This is a genomic window from Ancylobacter aquaticus, assembly GCF_004339465.1.
Lineage (GTDB): Bacteria > Pseudomonadota > Alphaproteobacteria > Rhizobiales > Xanthobacteraceae > Ancylobacter > Ancylobacter aquaticus.
The window spans coordinates 722695-737102 of sequence record NZ_SMFY01000001.1 but is presented as its reverse complement, the minus strand read 5'-3'; the positions used below and the strand labels follow the sequence as shown (position 1 = coordinate 737102).

Here is a 14408-nt window from a genome sequence, read left to right as displayed (position 1 = left end):
GGGTCAGATATTGGAACAATCCCGTCCGCCGCCCGCTTCTGTCGGCAGCATCACGACGAACATCAATGCTCCGGGAGACCTCATGATAACAGCCATCAGCCGCCGTTGCCTCCTCGGTTCGCTCACGGCTGCGGCGCTTTTGGCCGGCGCTCCGGCGAAGGCCGCCGCTCCCGTGGTCGTCAGCTCCAAGATCGACACCGAGGGCGCCGTGCTCGGTAACATCATCGCGCTGGTGCTGGAGCACGCCGGCATCCCGCTGACCCGTCGGCTGCAGCTCGGCCCCACCAAGATTGTGCGCACCGCGCTGCTGGCGGGCGAAATCGACATCTACCCGGAATATACCGGCAATGCGGGCTTCTTCTTCAGCATGGCCGACGACCCGCTATGGAAGAACGCCGGCGAGGCCTATGCGAAAGCGCGGGATCTCGATGCCGCGAACGCTCTTGTCTGGCTGGCACCGGCGCCGGCGGACAACACCTGGGGCATCGCGGTGCGCGGCGATGTGGCGGCGCGCGAGAAGCTGGCGACGCTGGAGGATTTCGCCCGCTGGGCAAAGCAGGCCGACGATGTGAAACTTGCCGCCTCGGCCGAGTTCGTGGAAAGCGCGGCGGCGCTCCCCGCCTTCCAGGACGCCTACGGCTTCACGCTGTCCGGCGACCAGCTGCTCGTCCTATCCGGCGGCGACACCGCCGCGACCATCAAGGCGGCGGCGGAAGGCACGTCTGGCGTCAATGCCGCCATGGTCTATGGAACCGACGGCGCCATCGCGGCGCTCGACCTCAAGGTGATGGCGGACACCAAGCATGTGCAGCCGGTTTATCAGCCGGCGCCGGTGATCCGCAAAGCGGTGCTCGACGCCTATCCCCAGATCGCCGCGCTGCTCGCGCCGGCCTTTGCCGGCCTCACCTTGCCGACACTTCAGCAATTGAACGCGCAGGTCCAGCTTGAAGGGCTCGACGCCCGCTCCGTCGCCGAGGGCTATCTGAAAGCGCAGGGGCTGCTCGGGTGAGAAGCCCGGCCGGGCGGCAGCCGGCGCCTTTCCTGCGCGCCGGCTCCGGGCTCGATGGCCTGCCGCTGCTCATCTGCGCCATCGCCCTCGCCGCCCTCCTGCTGGGCGGTTTCGTCGTGGTGGCGCCCAATCGCCTGCAGTCGGGCACGCCTCTCAGCCTCTGGCAGGCGGCGGGCCCCGGCGGGGCTGGGGCCCTGCTGGCGCTGCTCGTGGTAATCGCGACACTCGCCGCGCGCCCTGCGCTGCGCTTTCGGCGGGTACTGATCGGCCTTGCCGCTGGCGGCCTCATGGTGATGTCGCTGGCGCTGGCGGGGTCGGCCGCGAGCGAACAGGGGCTTGCCGCCGGCCGGCTGACGCGGGTATCGCTCGGCGCCGGTTTCTGGACCCTGTTCATGGCCGGGCTGCTCCTGCTGGCCGACGGCGCAGAGCGTGAGCCGAGCCGCGCCAACAAGGCGCTGCCCCTCCTCGCCACGCTGCTCGGCCTCGCCGCACTCTTGGCCAGCGGGCACCTGTCGCAGCTGTCGCTGGCGCGTGAATATGCCGTGCGCCACCAGGCCTATCTGGACGAACTGGTGCGCCATCTTCAACTCACCGGCGCGGGCCTCGCTCTCGCGCTCGTCGCCGGGGGAGCGATCGGGCTGCTGGCCTATCGGCGGCCGCAGCGGGCCGGGCCGGTGTTCGCCGTGCTCAACATCGTGCAGACCATCCCCTCTCTGGCACTTTTCGCCCTCCTCATCGGGCCGCTGACGATGCTGACCGCGCTTCTCCCGGCCCTCCGGCAGCTGGGGATAGCCGGAATCGGGCCCGCCCCCGCGATCCTGGCGCTGGGTCTCTACGGCCTGCTGCCGGTCGCGCGCGGCGTGCATGCCGGCCTTTCCGCCGTGCCGGGCGCCGCCGTTGAGGCGGCGCGGGGCATGGGGATGACCGAGGGCCAGATCGTCCGCCACACACTGGTTCCTCTCGCCCTGCCGACGCTGCTGCAGACGCTGCGGCTGACGCTGGTGCAGCTTATCGGCCTCGCCGTGCTGGCGGCGCTGATCGGCGCCGGGGGGCTCGGCACCTTCATTTTCCAAGGGCTGGGCCAAACGGCGGCGGACCTCGTCCTTCTCGGCGCGCTCTCGGCCATCGCTCTCGCCCTCCTCGCCGATACCGCCCTGCGCGGGCTTGCTCTCCTCTTCACGCGGGGGCCCGCGCGGTGATCCGGTTCGAGGGTGTCTCCAAGAGCTTCGGCGGCGCGAAGGCCGTCGACGACGTGACGCTATCGGTCGCGCGCGGCACGATCTGCGCGCTGGTCGGGACCTCCGGTTCCGGCAAGTCCACATTGCTCCGTCTGGTCAATCGGTTGCTGGAGGTGGACGCGGGCAGCATCCGGTTCGACGGGGAAGATGTGACCCGCCTCGCCCCGGTCGAACTGCGCCGGCGCGTGGGCTATGTCATCCAGTCGGTCGGCCTGTTCCCGCACTGGACAGTGGAGCGCAACATCGCCACCGTGCCGCGCCTTCTGGGCTGGTCCTCGGCGCGGATCGGCGAACGGGTGGCCGAACTGCTCGACCTCGTCGGCCTGCCGCCCGGGCTTCACGCACGTCGCTATCCCGATGAGCTGTCCGGCGGCCAGCAGCAGCGCGTGGGGGTAGCGCGGGCGCTGGCGGCCGAGCCCGAGCTGTTGCTGATGGACGAGCCGTTCGGCGCGGTGGACCCGCCGACGCGGCGCGGGCTTCAGGACAGCCTGATCGCCATCCAGCGGCGCACCGGCACCACCATTCTTCTCGTCACCCATGATGTGGAGGAGGCGATCCGCCTCTGCGGCACGCTGGCCGTGCTCCACCACGGGCGGCTCCTGCAAACCGGCACGCCAGCCTCGGTGCTCACCCACCCGGCGAGCGACGAGGTGGCGCGCTTTTTCGGCGGGCCGCTCTTGGGGCTCAACCGGCTGAAGGCCCTGCGGGTCGGCGACCGGGCGCATGTCGCTGACCCGCCCGCGGCGGAGGGCGAGCCGATCGACACGGACGCTACGCTGGAGACTGCACTGGCCCGCATGGTGGCGGAGGGGCGCTCGCGGCTGCCGGTACGGCACCTCGCCGATGGCAGGAGCGGCGTTCTCGATCTCGCCGATCTGGTCCGGCCGTGAGCCTGGCGAGGGCAATGCGTGCGGCGGGGCGCCTCGCCCGCCGGCCGGTGGTCGGGGTCGGCGCGGTCTTCCTGGGGCTGACCTTCGGCATGGGCGCGCTGGCGCCGCATCTCGGCTTTCTGTTCCCCGAGGGCACACGCCTCGTCTACACCCGAGCAACCTTTCCCGAACTGGTCGCCTCGCACGCCCTGCTGACGGGATCGGCGAGCCTTATCGCCATCGGCATCGGCCTTGCCGCCGCGCTCTTCGCCACCCGCCCTTCCGGCCGCGCCTATGCGGCGACGCTGGACCGGCTCGGCGCGCTTGCCCAGACCTTTCCGCCCGTCGCGGTGCTGGCCCTCGCGGTGCCGAGCCTCGGCTATGGCGACCTGCCGACCGCCTTTGCCCTGGTACTTTACGGGGTGCTGCCGGTGATGGGGGCCGGGATGGCGGGGCTGCGCAGCGTTCCGGCCTCGGTGCTGGAGGCGGCGGACGGCAGCGGCTTTTCACCCGCCGGCCGGCTGTGGCGGATCGAGCTTCCGCTCGCCGCGCCGATCCTCCTCGCCGGCATCCGCACCTCGGTGACGATCGGCATCGGCACGGCCACCATCGGCTCGACCGTGGGCGCCCTGACCCTCGGCTCGCCCATCATCGATGGCCTGTCGGGCGACAACCCCGCCTTCGTGCTGCAGGGCACAGTGCTGGTGGCGCTGTTCGCCGTCACCGTCGATCTCGCCCTCGGCGAGGTACAGCGCGCGCTGCCGCGACGCGCGCCGTGATCCCTCACCCGGGCCGTTTCAGTTGCCGTGGCCCGAGCGCTCCTGGCAGCGATAGCCGGCGAGGCACTGGCTCTGGTCCTGTGAGGGAATCCAGCTCGGCGCGCCCCCGTCGGCGGCGTCGCACAGGCTGGGATTGGAAACGACGCGGCTGAGCTCGCCGCCGCCGGTGTCGAACACCACCTGGCCGCGCTGCTGCACCAGCGCACCCACCGCCGTGCAGCTCATGGTGGCGGAGCGCGGCGTTTCCTGCGCCACGGCCGGGGAAGCGGCGAGGATCAGCGCGGCGGACAGGAGAAGGACGTTTCGCATAGGGGGCTCCCGCAAGTTTTTGTCGCACCCGTGGCGAGGGCGACCGCCGGCCCGCCCGGCGGGCCGTTGCGTCATCCTAGCAAATCCGCAGCGCCGCGACAGTGGAACGCCCTCTCACCGCGAGCCTGACGTCGCAGCACCTTTTGGCGGTCAGCGAATGAACTCGATAGTGTCGAGCGCGATGAGCTGGCTGCCTTCATGATTATTGTGGTGCAGCCGGCACAGCATGAAGCGGTCGGCGACCTCGATTGGGCCATAGGCGGTGATCATGTCGCCGCTGCGCAGCTTGATGGTCAGCGCATGCTTGCGCTCGTCCTTGGCCACCTCCCGAAGCAGGTCGCAGATGGTGCGGTCCGTGGTGCAGATGTTCATGGCGTCTCTCCCGTGACGCCGCGCCTTCATTCCGCGCGTGACGCCGCGCGGTCACGCGGCTTATCCCGACACCAACATGCGGAACATCATCCGGTTCCGAAAAGCCGCCCGGCAGACCGCAAGTTGCTGCTCCATTGAGACTTTCCGCTACGGAAGAACTCAGCCGGCGAGGCGACGGGCGCGGCGCTTGCGCAGCACGGCGATGGTCGCCAGCGCGATGAGGATGACCGCCATGGAGAACAGCGTCGTCACCGTGCCCAGCGCATAGAGCACCGGGGTCGTGACATTGGTGGTCATGCCGTAGATCTCCAGCGGCAGCGTATTGAAGCTGCCCGAGGTCATCAGCGTGCGGGCGAATTCGTCATAGGACAGGGTGAAGCCGAAAAGGCCGACGCCGACGAGGCTCGGCAGGATGATCGGCAGCACCACATGGGCGAAGGTCTGCCAGGGGCTGGCGCCGAGGTCCCGCGCGGCCTCCTCATAGGCCGGGTTGAAGCGGTTGAAGACCGCGAACATGATGAGAAGGCCGAAGGGCAGCGTCCAGGTGAGGTGGGCGCCGAAGGCCGAGGAGTACCAGGCCGGCTCCAGCCCGAACACGTTGAAGGCGAGGCCGATGCCGAGCGAGATCAGGATCGAGGGCACGATCAGGCTGGCAATGGTGAGGTAGAACAGCGGCCCGCTGCCGAAAAAGCGGCGGCGAAAGGCCAGCCCCGCCAGCAGCGAGACCACGACCGTGGTCAGCATCGTCATGAGGCCCAGCACCAGCGAGCGCGAGAACGCACCGCCGAAATCGCCCACCGCCTGCTGCTCGAACAGCAGGCTCTCGAACCAGCGCAGCGACACGCCGTTCATCGGGAAGGTCAGTCCACCATTCGGCCCCTGAAAGGAGAGGATGAAGATGGTCGACAGCGGCCCGTACAGGAACAGCACGAACAGGATGAAGAAGGCCGTGAGCACGTAGAAGCCGGGGCCGCGCTTTTCCGAATTCATGGCTGCGTTTCCGTGTCGAGGGAACCTTCGTGCTTCGAGACTCGCTCGCGCTCGCACCTCGGCATGATGGAGACGTGCTCCAACCGAACCACGTCCTCCTGAGGTGCCCGGGCATCGCCCTCGCCTCGAAGAATGCCCCCCAAACGCTGCCTTCCCGCCCCCACGTCACAGCTCCTTGCGAATGTTGACGATGCGCAGGATGGCGGCGACCAGAAGCAGCACCAGCACCAGCAGGATCACCGCATTCGCCGCCGCCGCAGGGTATTGCAGCAGCGCGATCTGGTTCGCCATCATCAGCCCGACCGAGGCCGACTGCCCCCCCGACATGAAGCGCACGGTGATGAAGTCGCCCATGACCAGCGTCACCACGAAGATCGATCCGATGGCGATGCCGGGCTTGGCGAGAGGAATGATGACATTGGTAAGGATCTGGAAGGCGTTGGCGCCGGCATCCCGCGCCGCCTCGATCAGCGCCCGGTCGATTCGCATCAGCGTGTTGAAGATCGGCGTCACCATGAACAGCGTGTAGAGGTGCACCATCGCCAGCACGACCGCGAAGTCCGAGAACAGCAGAAACTCCAGCGGCTGGTCGATCAGGCCCATCGACATCAGCGTCTGGTTCAAGAGCCCGTTGCGGCCGAGGAACGGAATCCACGAGATCATGCGGATGATGTTCGAGGTCAGGAACGGGATGGTGCACACCAAAAACAGCACCATCTGCATCGTGGTCGAGCGGATGTGGAAGGCGAGGTAATAGGCGACCCAGAAGCCGACGAGCAGCGTCACCGCCCAGACGATGACGGTGTATTTCAGCGTGTTGAGATAGGTCTTCCACGTCACCGACGAGGTGATCGTCTCCTCGTAATTGGTGAAGACGAAATCCGGGAAGATCTGGATCGAGTCATAGTCCCAGAAGCTCACCATCACGATGGTGGCGATCGGAAGCACGAGGAACGCCGCCAGGATCAGCGTAAGCGGCGTCGCCTGCAGATAGGGTGCGATCCGGGACAGGGTCATGCGGGGCTTCCGGTGGCGGCTTCAATCGTGTGGACCGTCATCCCCGGGCTTGACCCGGGGATCCATGTCTAGCCGCCGCCGCCCCGACAAAGGCGTGGATGGCCGGGTCGAGCCCGGTCATGACGGCGCCCTTGGAGGCAAGCCACGTCACGCGGCGATGAACTCGTTCCAGCGGCGGACCATGTAGCGGTCCTCGTCCATCACCGAGTTCCAGCAGGCCACCGCACCCATGCGCTCCTCGAAGGAGCCGCCATCGCGCACCGCGCCGGCCGCGTACATCACCTTGCCCTCGGGCGAGAGAATGTCGGTCTTGGCCGGCTGGCCGAGCATCCAGAACGCCCATTCGTCCGGCGTCATGTTCTTCTCGGCGGTGGAGAGCACGGCGGAATAATAGCCCTGTCGGTTGAGATAGGCGCCGACCCAGCCGGAGAGGTACCAGTTGATGTATTCATAGGCCGCGTCGAGTTGCGCGCCCTTCAGGTGCTTGGCGATGCCGAGCCCGCCGCCCCAGGCGCGGTAGCCCTCTTCCAGCGGCTGGTAGACGCACGGAATGCCCTTGGACCGCACCGCCGCCACCGCCGGTGACCACATGGACTGGATCACCACCTCGCCCGAGGCCATGAGGTTCACGCTCTCGTCGAAGGTCTTCCAGAAGGCGCGGAACTGGCCCGCCTGCTTGGTCTTGATGAGGAAATCGATCGTGGTGTCGATCTCCGCCTTTGTCATGTTACCCTTGTCGCCGTATTTGATGATGCCGGCGCTCTCGCAGATCATCGCCGCGTCCATGATGCCGATGGACGGGATGTTCAGGATCGAGGTCTTGCCCTTGAAGGCGGGGTCGAGAATGTCCTTCCAGTTCTTGATCGGCCGGCCGACGAGATCGGGGCGGATGCCCAGCGTGTCGGCGTTGTAGATGGTGGGGATCAGCGTCATCCATTGGGTCGGGGCGGACGCGAACTTCTTGGAGTCCGGCCCCTCGACGAAGCCCACCGTGTTGGGCGCCGTGCCCTGCGCGACCACGGATTCCGGGGTCAGCTTGCCGGTGGTGAAAATCGGCACGATCTGGTCGTAATACTTGATCTTGTTCACATCCATCGGCTGCAGCGTGCCGGCGGCGAACACCTTCTTGCAGATCCAGTATTCGATGTCGGCGATGTCGAAGGAATTGGCCTGCGTCACCACGCGCTGCGACACGGCATCCGAATCCAGCGCGGTCATCTGCAGGGTGATGCCGAGGTCCGCCTTGCACTTCTCGGCGATGGCGTTGAGGTTCGAGACGCCGGTGCCGAACTGGCGCAGGGTGATCGGGTTCCGCGCCCACACGGTCGGGAAGCCGGTGACGGCCTGCCCGCCGACGGCAAGGCCACCCAGCGCCGCCGCCCCCTTCAACAGGCCGCGGCGGCTCACGCCAGCGCTGGCGTCAACGGTCTTGAGGGCCTTGCCGGTCTTGGCGCCGGTGCGATCCGTGGTCTTCTGGCTCATGACTGTCTCCCGAGCTTGTCGGCGGTGGCGTGGAGCGATTAACGAATTCAGGCTGCAGGCGACGCCTTGAGGATGTGAACATCCTGCGGCGTCCAGGCGAGCGGCACGGCATCGCCGACGCTGAGCGGCGCGGCGAAGAAAGCGGTTTCCGGCACCTGCACGGCGAACTCCGCCACGCCGGGCGCATTGAGCGCCACCTGCACCTTCTGGCCGTGATATTCGATGTTCTGCACCAGGCCGGTGAGGCCGCAGCCGGGCATCGCCCCCGCGCCCAGCGTCACCCGGTCGGTTCGCACGGCGATCTCTACCGGCTCACCTGGCTCCAGCCCGGACTGGGGCGCTCTCGGCGCGCGGAAGGAAGCCCCGCCCGGCACCTCGAACGTCATGTCGTCGTCGCCGATCGCGGTCACGCGCCCGGCGATCACATTGTGATCGCCCATGAAGCGCGCGACGAAGGCGGTGGCGGGGCGGTTGAACACCTCGCGCGGCGTGCCCGCCTGCTCGATCCGCCCGCCATTCATCACCACCACGAGGTCGGAGAGCGCCATCGCCTCCTCCTGGCTGTGGGTGACATGGATGAAGGAAATGCCGAGCTGGAGCTGGAGCTTCTTCAGTTCCTGCCGGACCTTGATCTTGAGGAAAGGATCGAGGGCGGAGAGCGGCTCGTCCAGCAGCAGCACCTGGGGATCGGTGATGAGCGCCCGCGCCAGCGCCACGCGCTGCTGCTGGCCGCCGGAAAGCTGGGCCGGGCGGCGCTCGGCGAGGTGGTCCATGTGGACCAGCTTCAGCATCTCCATCGCCTTGGCCCGGCGCGAGGCCTTGTCGACCCCCTTCATCTTCAACGAGAAGGCGACATTGTCGACCGTGTCGAGATGGGGGAAGAGCGCGTAGCTCTGAAACATCATCGCCGTGCCGCGCCGGGCCGGCGGCAGGTCCGTCACCACGGTGTTGCCGAGGCGAATGTCGCCTTCGGTGATGCTCTCATGGCCGGCCATCATCCGCAGCGTTGTGGTCTTGCCGCAGCCGGAAGGGCCGAGAAGGCAGCAATAGGTGCCGGCCGGTATCTTCAGCGAGACGGATTCGACCGCCAGTGCCGCGCCATAGCGCTTGGTCACGTCGATCAGTTCAATGTCGGCGCCCTTGCTCATGTGGTCGGCATGGCTCCCCTGCTGCCCGGACAGGCGGTGCTTCACGCAAGCGATATGCCAGTCAGGCAACCCTGCCGCGAATCACGGCCCGTCTCGCTCGCCGAAAGCCGGCGCCCGCCCATTGCGGAGCAGAGTACCTTACTTTCCACACCATTGCCTAGCGAACAGGCAGAGAGCCTCCGCGTTGCTCAATTCGTGTCCGTGCGGCACACCCGCCTGCGACAGATGACGGATTGAGCGTGACGCCGCGATGCCGCACTCTAGATAGATCAACAGCCCGCAGAGGCACGCCCGCGCATGGAGCGCGGACAACAGGGAGATCGCCGGATGATACGCACGCTCATCGCCGCCACCATGGCCTCGCTCTTGGTTGCGCCCCTGGCCGTCGGCACCGCCGCCGCTCAGGAGTTCCCCACTCGCCCGGTCACGCTCGTCATCCCCTTTTCCGCTGGTGGCTCCACCGACCTGGTCGGCCGCCTGATCGCCGAACGCATGAGCGCGGAGCTCGGCCAGCCGGTGGTGGTGGAAAACAAGGGCGGCGCCGGTGGCAATCTCGGCGCGGCGCAGGTCGCCAAGGCCACGCCGGACGGCTACACCATCCTGATGGGCACGGTGGCCACCCACGCGCTGAACCCCACCCTCTACAAGAAGATGCCCTATGACCCCGTCACCAGCTTCGCCCCGGTGTCGCTGCTGGTCGTGGTGCCCAACGTGCTGGTGGTGAACCCGGACTTCCCCGCCAAGACCACCGAGGAACTGATCGCGCTGCTGAAGAAGGAGCCGGGCAAGTACTCCTACGCCTCGTCCGGCAACGGCACGCCGCTGCATCTCTCGGGCGAACTGTTCAAGAGCATGGCCGATGTCGACATGCAGCACATTCCCTATCAGGGCGCCGGCCCGGCACTGATCGACGTGCTCTCGGGGCAGGTGCCGATCATGTTCGACAACCTCCCCTCCTCCACCGGCCACATCAAGTCCGGCAAGCTGCGGGCGCTGGGCGTGACCACGGCCAAGCGGGCGCCTTCCTTCCCCGACCTGCCGGCCATCGCCGAGGCGGTGCCGGGCTATGAAACCTACACCTGGAACGCCGTCTTCGCCCCCGCCGGCACACCGCCGGAGGTGGTCGCCAAGCTCAACGCCGCCGCCAACAAGGCGCTGGCTGACCCCAAGGTGCAGGCCCGCCTCGCCGATTTCAGCGCCGTCTCGGTGGGCTCGACGCCGGAGGAACTGGGCGAGCATGTAAAGAAGGAAATCGCCAAATGGGCGCCGATCGTGAAGGCATCCGGCGCGCAGCTGGATTGAGAAAGGGGCCGCTCGTCCGTCGCCCTCCCTCTCCCCATTGGGGAGAGGTGGCCCGCAAAGCGGGTCGGTGAGGGGGCATGGCACCCTTGCACGCCCCTCACTCCAACCCTCTCCCCGATAGGGAGAGGGGGTAGGCACCCTCAGAACACCGTGCCGTCGGCGTCGATGGCGAGCGGCGGCGGGCCGGCGGGGGGGCGGCGCTCGGCAGCGATGCGGCGCCCCGCCGTCCACGTGCCACCTTGCAGCAGCTTGGCGAGCGGGAATTGCGAGGCGTCGAGCCCGAGCCGCTCGCGCACCCGGTCGGCGAGCCCGTCCATCAGCGCCACGGTGAGTGCGCGCCATTCGACGACCATCTCCGACGACACCGCGTGCTTTTGCACCGGATCGAGCGGTGTGCGCGGCACGATCGCCCCAAGGTCGATCAGCAGCCCGCCATTGCGGTATTCCGGCAGCGCGGTGAGCGCGTCGAGATCGGTGATGGCAAGGCCCGATGCCTCGAACGGCTCCAGCAGCGAATAGGTCAGCCATTGCGACAGCTTGTGGAACGGCACAAGCTGGTCGGAGAGATCGCCCATCCGCACCGCCGGGTGGCGCCCGGCATCGCCCATGGCAACGCCCGCCACCTCCAGCCCCGACGGCCAGATCACCGCGAGCCCGTCGAGCAGCGCCTTGAGAATGCTCTCGGCCGGCAGCCGGCCGATGCGCGCTTGCGGGGCCAGCGTGTCATAGAGCCCACCCGGCCGCCCGGCCGGGCCGAACACATCCGGACGCGCCGCAACCGCCTGGCCGAGCCGGTTCAGCAGCGCCGCCCGCCCGGCAAGCCCGACCAGCGGGTTGGCCTCGGAGACCTGAAAGAAGCGGCCGAGCGTTGCCGCATCAAGGGCGACCAGGGCCGATGCGTCGGCACGCAGCGGTTGCGCGGGATCCGAGGCGAAACCGCCAGCCGCGAACATGTCGAGGCTCGCCACCGCCAGCCCTTCCGAGCGGCCGATGGTGAGGCCCGTCGCTTCCTCATGATAGCGCCAGACGTCGCCCGCGCCGGCGTCGAGCAGCACGCTCACCACGCCGAGGTCGATCATGGTGCGCGCCCGCTCGGCGGCGTCGACGCCCTCCAGCCGTGCGGCCAGAGCCTGCCAGCGCGCCACCCCGCCGGCATCGAAGTGCCTCCAGCGGCTGTGATAGGGGATATCGAGGGCCGGATAGTCCAGCCGGGTCACCTCAGCCACATAATCCGCCACGCCGTCCAGCGCGCCGAGATCGACGGTGAAATGCGGCGAGCGCCCTTCCCGGACATAGTCGAGCACCTGATGGCTGCGGGCCCGCACGGCGGCCGGGGAACGCAGGGCGGCGAGTTCGGGGGGAATCATCGGGGTTGCTTCTTCCAATTGAAACCAACGTCATCCCGGACATGGCGGAGCCATGAGCCGGGATCGCGTCATCATGTGCCCTTGTCTGGCATCGATCCCGGATCGGACCGACGGCCCGTCCGGGATGACGGAGAATGAGGAGAGGCGCCCCTACTCCTCCAGCGCCCGCCCTTGCGTGGCGTCGAACTGGCTCTGGAAGCCGCCGCCGAAATAACCGGCCGACACCTTCGCCTCCATCTCGACCCGGGCATCGGGCGGGATCAGGTCCTCGGGGATCGCCACCCGCTCGCCCACCGCGATGCCGGCCCGCTCCAGCGCGTTGAACTTCATGTCGCTCATCGAGGCGAAGCGGTCGATCCGTGTGATGCCGAGCCAGTGGAACACGTCCGGCATCAGCTCCTGGAAGCGCATGTCCTGCACCCCGGCGACGCATTCGGTGCGCTTGAAATAGGTCTCGGGCAGGTCGCCGCCCTCCTGCCGCTTGCGGGCGTTGTAGACGAGGAACTTCGTTACCTCGCCCAGCGCGCGCCCCTCCTTGCGGTTGTAGACGACGAGGCCAACGCCGCCCTTCTGCGCCATCTCCACGCAGATCTCGATTCCATGGGCGAGATAGGGCCGGCAGGTGCAGATGTCGGAGGAGAACACATCCGAGCCGTTGCACTCGTCATGCACCCGGCAGGCGAGCGGGGTGACGCCGTCGCCGATCCTGGCGGGATCGCCGAACAGATAGAGCGTCATGCCGCCAATGGGGGGCAGGAAGACCTTGAGGTCGCCGCGTGTGACGAGTTCGGGGAACATGCCGCCGGTGTGCTCGAACAGCGCCCGGCGCAGCGCGCCCTCGCTTACCCCGAAGCGCTCGGCGATGCCGGGCAGGTACCAGACCGGCTCGATCGCCGCCTTGGTGACGCGCACGTCTCCCTTCGGGCCGATGATGTCGCCGTCGATCTTCAGCCGGCCGGCGCGCAGCGCGTCGCGGATTTCCGGCATGTCGATATGGGCGCGGGTGATGGCGATGCTCGGGCGCACGTCGAGCCCGGCCGCCACCGCGTCGCCGAAAGCCTCGCCGATCATGTGGCCGAACGGGTCGAGCGAGACGATCTTGCCCGGATCGCCCCATTGCGGGTGGGGGCCGATGATGTCGGAGGGCGAGGTATTGGTGAGGTCGGCCTTGAAATCGGCCGGCAGCGCCCCGGCGGCGATGGCCAGCGCGCGATAGACCGCATAGCCGCCGGCATGGGTGCCGATGGCGTTACGCCGCTTCATGTCGGTGAGGGTGGCGACGACAGGGCCGCGCAGGGCCGGGTCGGGCGCGCCCCAGTTCAGCACCGGCCCGTCGGCGGCGACGCCGGTGGACGCGCCGTGGGAGGTAAGGACGATATGATTGCGGGAACGACCGCCTGCACTGGCATTGACGGACATGGTTTGCTCGCTTCGACATCGGCGCCATCGCCGACACTCTGGAAGCAACGTATGTGAGCGTGGATTGGCCGGTTCCGCAAGGGGGCGGCCGCTGGCCCGGCGAAAAATCGGACGGACTGGTCCGTTTCTTGTATCGCGTTTCGCGCTATCCTGCCGCCGATGACGGGTTCCGGCACCGTGCCGCGGCCCACGCCATGTGAGGACGACGCCGACATGAACGCGCCCACCAGCCCCAAGGCCGCCCTGCCGGCGAACACCGTCGTCGTCGACCACCCGCTGATCCAGCACAAGCTGACGCTGATGCGCCGCTCGCGCACCCCGGCCAACGAGTTCCGGCTGCTGCTGCGCGAAATCAGCATGTTGCTCGCCTATGAGGTGACGCGCGACATGCCGACCGAGCTGATCGAGATCGAGACACCGCTGACGACGATGCAGGCGCCGATCCTCGCCGGCAAGAAGCTGTGCCTCGTCTCGGTGCTGCGCGCCGGCGGCGGCATTCTGGAGGGCATGCTGGAAATCCTGCCCGCCGCCCGCGTCGGCCATGTCGGGCTCTACCGCGACCCGGTCTCGCTGGCCGCGGTGGAATATTATCTGAAGCTGCCACGCGATATTTTCGAGCGCACCGCCATCATCCTCGACCCGATGCTGGCCACCGGCAATTCGGCGGCGGCGGCGGTATCGGAGGTCAAGGCCGCCGGGTGCCAGTCGGTGAAGTTCGTCTGCCTGATCGCCGCGCCGGAGGGGCTGAAGACGCTGCACGACGCCCATCCCGACGTGCCGGTCTACACGGCGGCGGTCGACAGCCACCTCAACGACCATGGCTATATCGTGCCGGGCATCGGCGATGCCGGGGACCGCATCTTCGGAACCAAATAAGGCTTTCGCCGGGGGCCGGACCGATCTAGGCTCAAGTCAAATGTCCCTAGGGTTCCGGCGCCGGCCATGTGTCGCGGCGTGCTGGTCCGAGAGGGGCAGCCGGGCGAGCCGCCATCGCCCGGTCCACGGCGGGACAAAAGCCCGGGAGGCTCGCGCGGCGGCATTCGCGGCGAAGACCCTTCCGCATGCGTCGGGGTCTCCTCGCGAAGGTCGTCAGGCCCTTCGACGAAT

Annotated in this window: 14 protein-coding genes and 1 riboswitch; of the genes, 6 read left to right on the top strand and 8 right to left on the bottom strand. The window is 68.0% G+C overall.

The annotated features are described in order from the left end of the window. Positions 1-82: 82 nt before the first annotated feature. The 4 genes from osmF to EV667_RS03400 are packed head-to-tail and all read left to right on the top strand — an operon-like array spanning position 83 to position 3895. Entirely contained in the window at positions 83-1009 is a 927-nt protein-coding gene (gene osmF, locus EV667_RS03415; RefSeq protein ID WP_131833908.1) for a glycine betaine ABC transporter substrate-binding protein OsmF, read from the top strand. Further along, positions 1006-2208, top strand: coding sequence for an ABC transporter permease (locus EV667_RS03410; protein WP_131833907.1), 1203 nt, complete (start codon positions 1006-1008; stop codon positions 2206-2208). The genes osmF and EV667_RS03410 overlap by 4 nt, the downstream gene beginning before the upstream one ends. After that, a complete protein-coding gene (locus EV667_RS03405; protein WP_131833906.1) occupies positions 2205-3137 on the top strand; it encodes an ABC transporter ATP-binding protein in 933 nt (310 codons plus the stop codon). Before EV667_RS03410 ends, EV667_RS03405 begins: the two co-directional genes overlap by 4 nt. A gap of 14 nt (positions 3138-3151) precedes the next feature. Next, positions 3152-3895 carry an ABC transporter permease gene (locus tag EV667_RS03400; RefSeq protein ID WP_131833905.1) on the top strand — a complete coding sequence of 248 codons (744 nt, stop codon included), beginning with the start codon at positions 3152-3154 and terminating at the stop codon, positions 3893-3895. 18 nt (positions 3896-3913) lie between these two features. Here the strand turns inward: EV667_RS03400 and EV667_RS03395 are convergent, their stop codons facing one another. From EV667_RS03395 to EV667_RS03370, 6 genes are all read right to left on the bottom strand, one after another. Then, on the bottom strand, positions 3914-4204 hold the full coding sequence (locus EV667_RS03395) for a hypothetical protein (RefSeq protein ID WP_131833904.1): 291 nt from the start codon (positions 4202-4204) through the stop codon (positions 3914-3916). A 150-nt stretch (positions 4205-4354) separates the two neighbouring features. Next, positions 4355-4576: a hypothetical protein gene (locus EV667_RS03390; RefSeq protein ID WP_131833903.1), complete on the bottom strand. Its 222-nt coding sequence runs from the start codon at positions 4574-4576 to the stop codon at positions 4355-4357. Positions 4577-4735: 159 nt separating this feature from the next. After that, positions 4736-5566, bottom strand: coding sequence for an ABC transporter permease (locus EV667_RS03385; protein WP_131833902.1), 831 nt, complete (start codon positions 5564-5566; stop codon positions 4736-4738). 165 nt (positions 5567-5731) lie between these two features. Then, positions 5732-6583 (bottom strand): ABC transporter permease, encoded by an 852-nt coding sequence (locus EV667_RS03380; protein WP_131833901.1) that lies wholly within the window; start codon positions 6581-6583, stop codon positions 5732-5734. Between the two features lie 147 nt (positions 6584-6730). Beyond that, entirely contained in the window at positions 6731-8065 is a 1335-nt protein-coding gene (locus EV667_RS03375) for an ABC transporter substrate-binding protein (protein ID WP_165901542.1), read from the bottom strand. Between the two features lie 47 nt (positions 8066-8112). Further along, positions 8113-9213, bottom strand: coding sequence for an ABC transporter ATP-binding protein (locus EV667_RS03370; RefSeq protein WP_131833900.1), 1101 nt, complete (start codon positions 9211-9213; stop codon positions 8113-8115). Positions 9214-9540: 327 nt separating this feature from the next. Here EV667_RS03370 and EV667_RS03365 point away from each other — a divergent pair, with 327 nt between their 5' ends. Next, positions 9541-10515 (top strand): Bug family tripartite tricarboxylate transporter substrate binding protein, encoded by a 975-nt coding sequence (locus tag EV667_RS03365; RefSeq protein ID WP_131833899.1) that lies wholly within the window; start codon positions 9541-9543, stop codon positions 10513-10515. A 140-nt stretch (positions 10516-10655) separates the two neighbouring features. Here EV667_RS03365 and EV667_RS03360 read toward each other — a convergent pair whose 3' ends face one another. After that, positions 10656-11882, bottom strand: coding sequence for a URC4/urg3 family protein (locus tag EV667_RS03360; protein ID WP_131833898.1), 1227 nt, complete (start codon positions 11880-11882; stop codon positions 10656-10658). Positions 11883-12032: 150 nt separating this feature from the next. Next, the gene (locus EV667_RS03355; protein ID WP_131833897.1) at positions 12033-13301 is read right to left on the bottom strand and encodes a GTP cyclohydrolase II; all 1269 of its coding nucleotides are present in this window, start codon (positions 13299-13301) and stop codon (positions 12033-12035) included. A gap of 213 nt (positions 13302-13514) precedes the next feature. Between EV667_RS03355 and upp the strand changes: the two genes are divergently transcribed. Further along, on the top strand, positions 13515-14177 hold the full coding sequence (gene upp, locus EV667_RS03350) for a uracil phosphoribosyltransferase (RefSeq protein ID WP_131833896.1): 663 nt from the start codon (positions 13515-13517) through the stop codon (positions 14175-14177). 35 nt (positions 14178-14212) lie between these two features. After that, a riboswitch (guanidine-I (ykkC/yxkD leader) is annotated at positions 14213-14327 on the top strand. Positions 14328-14408: the final 81 nt, after the last annotated feature.

Excerpts from the sequence above, each read along its gene's own strand:
- EV667_RS03380 (WP_131833901.1), bottom strand. The coding sequence starts at position 6,583 with ATGACCCTGTCCCGGATCGCACCCTATCTGCAGGCGACGCCGCTTACG.
- EV667_RS03385 (WP_131833902.1), bottom strand. The coding sequence starts at position 5,566 with ATGAATTCGGAAAAGCGCGGCCCCGGCTTCTACGTGCTCACGGCCTTC.
- EV667_RS03400 (WP_131833905.1), top strand. The coding sequence starts at position 3,152 with ATGCGTGCGGCGGGGCGCCTCGCCCGCCGGCCGGTGGTCGGGGTCGGC.
- upp (WP_131833896.1), top strand. The coding sequence starts at position 13,515 with ATGAACGCGCCCACCAGCCCCAAGGCCGCCCTGCCGGCGAACACCGTC.
- EV667_RS03390 (WP_131833903.1), bottom strand. The coding sequence starts at position 4,576 with ATGAACATCTGCACCACGGACCGCACCATCTGCGACCTGCTTCGGGAG.
- EV667_RS03360 (WP_131833898.1), bottom strand. The coding sequence starts at position 11,882 with ATGATTCCCCCCGAACTCGCCGCCCTGCGTTCCCCGGCCGCCGTGCGG.
- EV667_RS03355 (WP_131833897.1), bottom strand. The coding sequence starts at position 13,301 with ATGTCCGTCAATGCCAGTGCAGGCGGTCGTTCCCGCAATCATATCGTC.
- osmF (WP_131833908.1), top strand. The coding sequence starts at position 83 with ATGATAACAGCCATCAGCCGCCGTTGCCTCCTCGGTTCGCTCACGGCT.
- EV667_RS03370 (WP_131833900.1), bottom strand. The coding sequence starts at position 9,213 with ATGAGCAAGGGCGCCGACATTGAACTGATCGACGTGACCAAGCGCTAT.
- EV667_RS03365 (WP_131833899.1), top strand. The coding sequence starts at position 9,541 with ATGATACGCACGCTCATCGCCGCCACCATGGCCTCGCTCTTGGTTGCG.
- EV667_RS03375 (WP_165901542.1), bottom strand. The coding sequence starts at position 8,065 with ATGAGCCAGAAGACCACGGATCGCACCGGCGCCAAGACCGGCAAGGCC.
- EV667_RS03395 (WP_131833904.1), bottom strand. The coding sequence starts at position 4,204 with ATGCGAAACGTCCTTCTCCTGTCCGCCGCGCTGATCCTCGCCGCTTCC.